The organism is Streptomyces sp. NPDC091289, from assembly GCF_044757365.1.
Lineage (GTDB): Bacteria > Actinomycetota > Actinomycetes > Streptomycetales > Streptomycetaceae > Streptomyces.
Genome location: NZ_JBIVUT010000041.1, coordinates 30616 through 39002, shown reverse-complemented (window position 1 = coordinate 39002; position 8387 = coordinate 30616). Strand labels below are relative to the sequence as shown.

Below are 8387 nucleotides of genomic sequence, written 5' to 3'. Positions count from 1 at the left end.
GGCCCCCGCGGGCGGCCGGGCCCGGCGCCCCCCCCCCCCCCCCCCGCGCCGCGGGGCGCGCCGCCGGCGCCCCCCCGCCGCCCCCCCCCCCCCCCCCCCCCCGGGGGGGGGGGGCCCCCCCCCCCCCCCCCCCCCCCCCCCCCCCGCCGTGCTGCCCGGGTCCGCCCGGCTCAGCTCTCGGCGCCCGCCGGCTGCGCCTTCGCGAGCGGTTCGGACGGCCTGGCCTCGGCGGCCATCGCCTCCACCGGAACCGCCTCGACCGGACGGGCCGCGGCTTCCACCGCCACGGGGACCTGCTCCGTGGCGGGGCCCTCGTCGGCGGGCTCGCGCGCGGGCTCCGCCGCCATCGGGGCGCCCCGGTCGGGCAGCAGGTCGAGCACCGCCTGCCGGTGCGCGTCGCTGGTGGAGTCGTCGTACGGGTCCGGGGTGGCGGGCACCTGGAGCCGCAGGACCGGTCCCGCGCCCAGGCGGACGTAGCCACGGCCCGGGGGCACCTCGGGCGGCGGCGTGGTGTTCGGTTCGGCGCCGAGCACGGCTTCGATCTGCTCGTGGGAGGCCGGGCCGAGGACGGCGCGGGCGCGGGTGTGGGTCCGCACGGTCTCGGTGAGCGTGTCCAGCGCGTCGAACTGCTCGGCCAGGACGACGGTGACCTGGGCCGCCCGGCCGTGCCGCAGCGGGATCCGGAGCAGCTCCTGCGGGTCGGGCCTGCCGTCGGCCGCCGCGAGATGGCCCAGCACGCCGGGGCGGTCCAGCAGGATCCACAGCGGACGCCGGATGTCGTCCGGCGCCCGGCGGCCGGTCTGGCGGGCCAGGTTGGCGGTGATCAGACGCCGCTCGGTCTCGTGCGCCGCCCACTCCAGCGTGGCCAGCGCCCCGCCGAGCCCGGACTCCACGGCGAGGACGCCGGGCCGCCCGGAGAGGGCGGCGTACTCACCGGTCCCACTGCCGTCGACGACGATGACATCGCCGTCCCGGAGGGCCTGGAGGGCGATCGAGCGGACCAGGGTCGTGGTGCCGCCACCGGGGTGTCCGACGGCCAGCAGGTGCGGTTCGGTGGAGCGGCCGCCGGTCCGCCAGACCACCGGCGAGGCGTCCACCGTCGTGTCGCCGTCGCGCACGGGGACGGTGCGCGAGACGGCGTCCGGGTCGGTGAAGCCGAGGACGCTCTCGCCGGGGGCGGTGACGAAGCGCTGGGCGACGATCGTCGTGGGGAGGGCGTCCAGCACGGTCATGACGAGGCGGTTGGCCTCCTCGTCCCAGCCGAAGTGGTACTCGCGGCCCCGGCCGGACTTGGTGTGGAGCAGCTGCTCGATCCGGGAACGGGCGGCGGCCTCGCCGTCCGTGAAGTACGCGGGGTAGGAGACCTGGAGCCGGGTGAGCCGCCCGTCGTCGTCGAAGACGTACCCGTCGAAGGCCTTCGCCCAGTCGCCGCCGTGGGCGAACAGCGGATCGGGGTCGTCGGCCGTCGAGAAATACGGCACGAGCGCCTCGTACAACGACCGCAGGCGTGCGGTCTCCGCGTCGTCGGGCCCGGTCCGCACCGGGGTCCGCTCCCGCCCCTTCCACGCGGCAGCGCCCATCACCGTGATCAGGGCCAGGATCGGCCCGTAGGGGACGAGCGCCACCACCAGCACGCAGGCCGCGCCGAGGAACAGCTTGGGACCTCGCCGTTCCTTGGGGGTCGCGACCCACTTCTGCCGGCCGGACACGGCCAGCAGCCGCAGTCCGCGGACCACCGTGATCAGCGGATGGAGGACATCGGTGGCACTGTCGGCGGCCGTGCGCGCGATCTCTCTGCTGCGAGTGATCGAAGCGCTGCCGCTGCTCAGAATGCGGGGGAGTGGTCGCCGGGCCACATCGGTCTCCTGAAGGGGTGGGAGCGGTCGCGGAGCGTCAGAACTTGATCCCGCCCAGCAGGCCGGCGAGGCTCGCCCCGCCCGCCGTGATGCTCGGTGCGATGGCGGTGCCGGCCAGGTAGAAGCCGAACAGGGCACAGACGATGGCGTGGGAGGCCTTGAGCCCGTCCTTCTTGAAGAACAGGAAGACGATGATGGCGAGCAGTACCACGCCCGAGATGGAAAGGATCATGAGCGGTTCTCTCCTGGTTGAAGGGGACAGTCACCATGAGTCCTTCCAGGATCACGGGAAGTATCTATACGACAAAAGGTGCAATCGAGTGAATATCCCGCGCTTTCACTTGACTGGCCCACAGAAGTCGGCCTCCGGGGAGCGGCATCACCTCGTCCGTGCCGGGCAGGATCAGCCGCGGTGATCCCTTGCCGCATCCGGGCCGGGTCATGTCGGCCCGGGAGCAGTACCCTGTCGATTCACTCGTACGGCCCCGTGCCGTACTCCCCACCAGGTCAACCGCGGCGGTGACAGCCGCGGCAGCAGTCAAGGAAGGCGGTCCGTCCGATGAGCGAAACCCCCGATCCCGAGGTGGTCGAGCTGGCGACCAAGGTCTTCGACCTGGCCCGCGCCGGCGACACCGAGGCGCTCACCGCGTACGTCGAGGCCGGAGTCCCCGCCAACCTCACCAACGACCGGGGCGACACGCTCCTGATGCTCGCCGCCTACCACGGGCACGCCTCCACCGTCGCCGCCCTCGTCGCCCGCGCGGCCGACCCGGACCGGGCCAACGACCGCGGCCAGACCCCGCTGGCCGGAGCCGTCTTCAAGGGCGAGGACGCCGTCATCGACGCCCTGCTCGCCGCGGGCGCCGACCCGGCCGCCGGAACCCCGTCCGCGCTGGACACGGCCCGGATGTTCGGCAAGGCCGACCTGCTGGAACGCTTCGGTGCCCGGTGAGACGCCGGCGGACGCGCTCGTCGACGCGTCCGCCGTGGGCTCCGCTGACCGGTCCGTCGTAAATGTGGTCGCGGTGGCGAAATGGCTGGGTCATCATGACGTCGCGGGCCCGCTCAGGGCCACCGACGAGAGGCAGAGGAAGATGCTCTACACCAGGCGAAAGACGGCGGTCGGCCGATCATGTCACTGCGCGGCGTAGCGGTGTCCCCCGGACACCCCCGCGTGCCGAGAGGCACGGGGGCACTGCACAGTCCCGGTTGCGTCGACAGCTTGATGTGAGGCTTTCTCCCATGTTCGATCCGTTCATAGCGCCGAGCGGCACCCTGCTCGGCCTGTTGCAGAGGGGCCGCGGCGACGGCACGCTCCACGCGCTCGCCGCACCGCGCCCCGAGGCCCTCGCGGCTCTCAACCACTGCGTCGTGAGCGACCCCCGTCACGACTGGCAGGTGGAGAACCGCTCCCTCTACTACGCGCGCCTCTATCTCGACCTCGACGGCGGTATCGAGGAGATCGAGCGGCACCTCGCCGATCCCGACGACCCCATCGACACCGATGACTCACGCACCGGTCTGGCGCTCTCCGTCCTCGGCCACCTCGCCTCCTACGGACGCGACGACGCCCTGGCCCTCCTCCGCCGCTACGCGGCGACCGGCGCCAACTGGGCCTGGGCCCTGGACGAACTCGCCCTGCGCGACGACGACGCCGGTCTGCGCTCCCTCGCGCTGCCCGTCCTCGCCCGCTTCCCGGCCACGGACGAGGGCGCGGCCGAGCTCGCCGCCGCCGTACGGGACTCCTTCGAGCCGCGCCCCTGGCGGCTGTGGGCCGACGACCCGCGCGAAGCGGTCGGCGCCCGGGTCAGGGCCGCCGGCGAACAGGGCTCGTTCGACCGATGGCAACGCCAGATGCGCCCCGGGGGTCCCCGCCCCGGCTGGAGCGTCCAGGCCGTCTTCGACTGGGCCCAGCAGGCCCTGGAGCGCGGCAGCGAACTGCACGTCCCCGCAGCCCGCTGCCTCTCCGCCGTCGCCGGACCCGACGACCTCCCGCAGATCGTCGAAGCCGCCCGCAGCGGCCCCGAAGGCGCCCGCTGCGCCGCCCTGCACTACCTTGCCGAGGCGGGCGACCCCGCCGTCCTCGACCTCATCGAGGCCGCCGCCGTCAGCCCCGCCCGCACGGTCGCCGACACGGCCATCGCCGCCTTCGAGCGGATGACCTGCGACGACGCCGTACAGCGGGCCAGGCGCTGGGCCCACCGCCCCGACGCCCTCGGCGCCTCGGCCGCCGGAGTGCTCGCCTGCCGAGGCACCGCCCAGGACGCTCCCCAAGTCCTCGGCGCGCTCCGGGAGGCCGTACGCGGCGACGGACCCGACGCCCCCCTGCTGTGGACCCTGGTCGACGGGGCCGGCCGCCTCGGCATCGCCTGCGCCGCCCCCGTGCTGCGCCACGTCTACCGCGAGACGTCCTCCTCGCATCTGCGGGGCAGGGCCGCCCGCGCCCTGGCCGCCACCGACCCGTCCTTCGCGACCGGGTTCGCGGTGGAGTGCCTCTGGGACTGCGAGGAGACCACTCGGGAGGTCGCCGCCCTGCACGCCGAGACCGGGGACATCCGCGTCGCCGAACGCCTGCGCCGCCTCGCCGCCGACCCGGCCGAGGAGGCCGAGGTCCAGACGGCGGTACGGAGCCGGATCGGGCCGGACGCACCGGCGGTCTGACGAGCGGAGCCGGGCGGAGGGCCGTTGTCGGACCCTCCTCCCGGCTCCGCGCCTGCGGGGTCATGGGCGCGGGCACACAATGGCGCCATGACCGGACGCTGGGAGTTCTGGATCGACCGGGGCGGCACCTTCACCGATGTGGTGGGCCGCCGCCCCGACGGCCGCCTGATCACCCGCAAGCTCCTCTCCCACGACCCCGACCGCTACGACGACGCCGCCGTCGCCGGAATCCGGCTGCTCCTCGGCCTGGACCCCGGCGAACCGGTGCCGGCCGACCGGGTCGCCGCCGTCCGGATGGGCACCACCGTCGCCACCAACGCCCTGCTGGAGCGGCGGGGCGAGCCGACCGTCCTGCTGATCACCGAGGGCTTCCGGGACGCGCTGCGGATCGCGTACCAGAACCGGCCCCGCCTCTTCGACCGCCACATCGTCCTCCCCGGGACCGTCCACGAGCGCGTGATCGAGGTCCCCGAACGCGTCGACGCCCAGGGCCGCACCGTACGGTCCCTGGAACTCGACCCCGTACGCGAACAGTTGCGCGCCGCCCACGCCGACGGGCTGCGCAGCGCCGCCGTCGTCCTGATGCACGGCTACCGCCACCCCGCCCACGAGCGGGCCGTCGCCGATGCGGCCCGGGAGGCGGGCTTCACCCAGGTCAGCAGCTCCCACGAGGTCAGCCCGCTGATCAGGCTCGTCCCCCGCGGCGACACCACCGTCGTCGACGCCTATCTCTCACCCGTCCTGCGCCGGTACGTCGACGAGGTCGCCGCCCGCCTCGGCGGGATCCGGCTGATGTTCCTCCAGTCCAACGGCGGACTGCGCGAAGCCGCCCGGTTCCGCGGCAAGGACGCCGTCCTCTCCGGCCCGGCCGGAGGCGTCGTCGGCATGGTCCGCACCTCGCAGCAGGCCGGATACGACCGCGTCATCGGGTTCGACATGGGCGGCACCTCCACCGACGTCTCCCACTACGCCGGCGCGTTCGAACGGGAACTGGGCACCGAGGTCGCCGGAGTCCGGATGCGCGCCCCGATGATGAGCATCCACACCGTCGCGGCCGGCGGCGGATCCGTCCTGCACTTCGACGGCAGCCGCTACCGCGTCGGCCCCGACTCGGCCGGCGCCCACCCCGGCCCCGCCTGCTACCGCCGGGGCGGCCCCCTCACCGTCACCGACGCCAACGTGATGCTCGGCCGCGTCCAGCCCGGCCACTTCCCGGCGGTCTTCGGGCCGGACGGAGACCTTCCGCTCGACGCCGACCTGGTGCGCGAACGGTTCACCGCGCTCGCCGACGAGGTGGGGCACGCCACCGGGCGGCGACCGGACGAGGCGGAGGTGGCGGCGGGCTTCCTGGAGATCGCCGTGCTCAACATGGCCAATGCCGTCAAGAAGATCTCCGTCCAGCGCGGCCACGACGTCACCCGCTACGCGCTGACCGGCTTCGGCGGCGCGGGCGGCCAGCACGTCTGCGCCGTCGCCGACGCCCTCGGCATCGACACGGTCCTGGTCCCCCCGCTCGCCGGAGTGCTCTCCGCGTACGGCATCGGCCTGGCCGACGCCACCGCGATGCGCGAGCAGTCGGTGGAGGAGGAGCTCGACGCGGCCGCCCGGGAACACGTGGAGAGGCTCTGCGCGGAGCTGGCCGACCGTACCCGCGAAGCCCTGCGCGCCGACGGGGTGCCGGACTCCGCGATCACCACGCGGGCCCGCGTCCTGCTGCGGTACGCCGGGACGGACGCGGCGCTGCCGGTGGACCTGGACACGGAGAAGGCCATGGCCGAGGCGTTCGCCGCCGCTCACCGGTCCCGGTTCGGCTTCACGATGGACAAGCCGGTCGTCGTCGAGACGGTCTCGGTGGAAGCGACCGGGACGACGGACGCCACCCGGGACCCCGGGGCGACGGGCGCCACTGGGGACTCCGGGGGCTCCGGGGGCTCCGGGGCGGCTGGTACGACAGGGCCCACCGGCACGACCGCGAATGCCGCGCCCGCCGCAGGGCCGGGCCCCCGCGACACCCCGCCGGACCCGGCCGGCACCGTGGACCTGTACGCCGACGGCCGGTGGCAGCGGGCCCCGCTCCACCGCCGGGCCGACCTGCGCCCCGCCGACACCGTCACCGGGCCCGCCGTCGTCGCCGAGGACGACGCCACCACCGTCGTCGACCCCGGCTGGCGGGCCGAAGCGGCCCCCACCGGACACCTCGTCCTCACCCGCAGCCGCCCCCGGCCCGAACGCACCGCCGTCGGCACCCGGGTGGACCCGGTGATGCTGGAGGTGTTCAACAACCTCTTCATGTCCATCGCCGAGCAGATGGGCGTCCGCCTGGAGAACACCGCCCACTCGGTCAACATCAAGGAGCGCCTCGACTTCTCCTGCGCCCTGTTCGACGCCGAGGGCAACCTGATCGCCAACGCCCCGCACATCCCGGTGCACCTCGGCTCGATGGGCGAGTCGATCAAGGAGGTCCTGCGACGCAACGAGGGCGCCCTGCGCCCCGGCGACGTGTACGCCGTCAACGACCCGTACCACGGCGGCACCCACCTGCCCGATGTCACCGTGGTGACCCCCGTGTTCGACGAGGGCGAAGGACAGCAACAAGGACAGCAACAGGGCAGGCTGCGCTTCCTCGTCGCCTCGCGCGGGCACCACGCCGAGATCGGCGGCATCACCCCCGGCTCGATGCCCGCCTTCAGCCGGACGATCCACGAGGAGGGTGTGCTCTTCGACAACTGGCTGCTCGTCCGCGACGGCCGGCTGCGCGAGGACGAGACCCGCGACCTGCTCACCTCCGCCCCGTACCCCTCCCGCAACCCGGACACCAACCTCGCCGACCTGCGCGCCCAGATCGCCGCCAACGAGAAGGGCATCGCCGAACTGCGGCGCATGACCGACCAGTTCGGGGCCGACGTCGTGGACGCCTACATGGGACACGTCCAGGACAACGCCGAGGAGTCCGTACGCCGTATCGTCGCCGGACTCCACGACGGCCACTGCCGCTACGAGACCGACAGCGGGGCCGTGATCCAGGTCCGGCTGACCGTGGACCGCGACGCCCGCAGCGCCCACCTCGACTTCACCGGAACCTCGCCCCAGCAGCCCGGCAACGCCAACGCGCCCCGGTCCGTCGTCATGGCCGCCGTCCTCTACGTCTTCCGCACCCTCGTCGGGGAGGACATCCCGCTCAACAGCGGCTGCCTCAAACCCCTGGACGTGACCGTTCCGCCCGGGTCCATGCTCGACCCCGCCTACCCGGCGGCGACCGTCGCGGGCAACGTGGAGACCTCCCAGGCGGTCACCGGAGCCCTGTACGGGGCGATCGGCGGCCAGGCCGAGGGCTCCGGCACCATGAACAACCTCACCTTCGGCAACGAGAACGTCCAGTACTACGAGACGCTCGCCAGCGGATCCGGGGCGGGGGACGGCTTCGACGGCGCCGACGCCGTACAGACCCATATGACCAACTCCCGGCTCACCGACCCCGAGATCCTGGAGTGGCGGCTGCCCGTCCTGCTGGAGAGCTTCGCGGTCCGGGACGGCAGCGGGGGAGTGGGGCGGTGGCACGGCGGCGACGGCGTCGAGCGCCGCATCCGCTTCCTGGAACCCGTCACCCTGGCTCTGCTCTCCGGACACCGCCGCGTCCCGCCGTACGGAGCGGAGGGCGGGGAGCCGGGGGCGCTCGGCGAGCAGCACATCGAGCGGGCCGGGGGCGAAATCGTCCCGCTGGAGGGCTGCGACACCGCCGAACCGGCCGCCGGCGACGTCCTGGTGGTGCGCACGCCGGGCGGCGGAGGATACGGGCCGGGGGCGCCCGGGGCACCCGCTCCGGGCCGGTCGCATTAGCGCCGTTTCGACCGTTGTCAGTGCGAGGACCTA

At 74.1% G+C, this 8387-nt stretch carries 5 protein-coding genes; 3 read left to right on the top strand and 2 right to left on the bottom strand.

From position 1 onward, the window contains the following. Window positions 1–170: 170 nt before the first annotated feature. The gene (locus ACIQPT_RS36380) at window positions 171–1856 is read right to left on the bottom strand and encodes a hypothetical protein (RefSeq protein ID WP_401162471.1); all 1686 of its coding nucleotides are present in this window, start codon (window positions 1854–1856) and stop codon (window positions 171–173) included. 37 nt (window positions 1857–1893) lie between these two features. Further along, window positions 1894–2088 (bottom strand): hypothetical protein, encoded by a 195-nt coding sequence (locus tag ACIQPT_RS36375; RefSeq protein WP_006123109.1) that lies wholly within the window; start codon window positions 2086–2088, stop codon window positions 1894–1896. Window positions 2089–2415: 327 nt separating this feature from the next. Here ACIQPT_RS36375 and ACIQPT_RS36370 point away from each other — a divergent pair, with 327 nt between their 5' ends. The 3 genes from ACIQPT_RS36370 (at window position 2416) to ACIQPT_RS36360 (ending at window position 8354) form a co-directional block, all read left to right on the top strand. Further along, window positions 2416–2808 carry an ankyrin repeat domain-containing protein gene (locus tag ACIQPT_RS36370; protein ID WP_401162468.1) on the top strand — a complete coding sequence of 131 codons (393 nt, stop codon included), beginning with the start codon at window positions 2416–2418 and terminating at the stop codon, window positions 2806–2808. A gap of 290 nt (window positions 2809–3098) precedes the next feature. Then, window positions 3099–4517: a HEAT repeat domain-containing protein gene (locus ACIQPT_RS36365; protein WP_401162467.1), complete on the top strand. Its 1419-nt coding sequence runs from the start codon at window positions 3099–3101 to the stop codon at window positions 4515–4517. Between the two features lie 87 nt (window positions 4518–4604). Beyond that, window positions 4605–8354, top strand: coding sequence for a hydantoinase B/oxoprolinase family protein (locus ACIQPT_RS36360; RefSeq protein ID WP_401162465.1), 3750 nt, complete (start codon window positions 4605–4607; stop codon window positions 8352–8354). Window positions 8355–8387 lie beyond the last annotated feature (33 nt).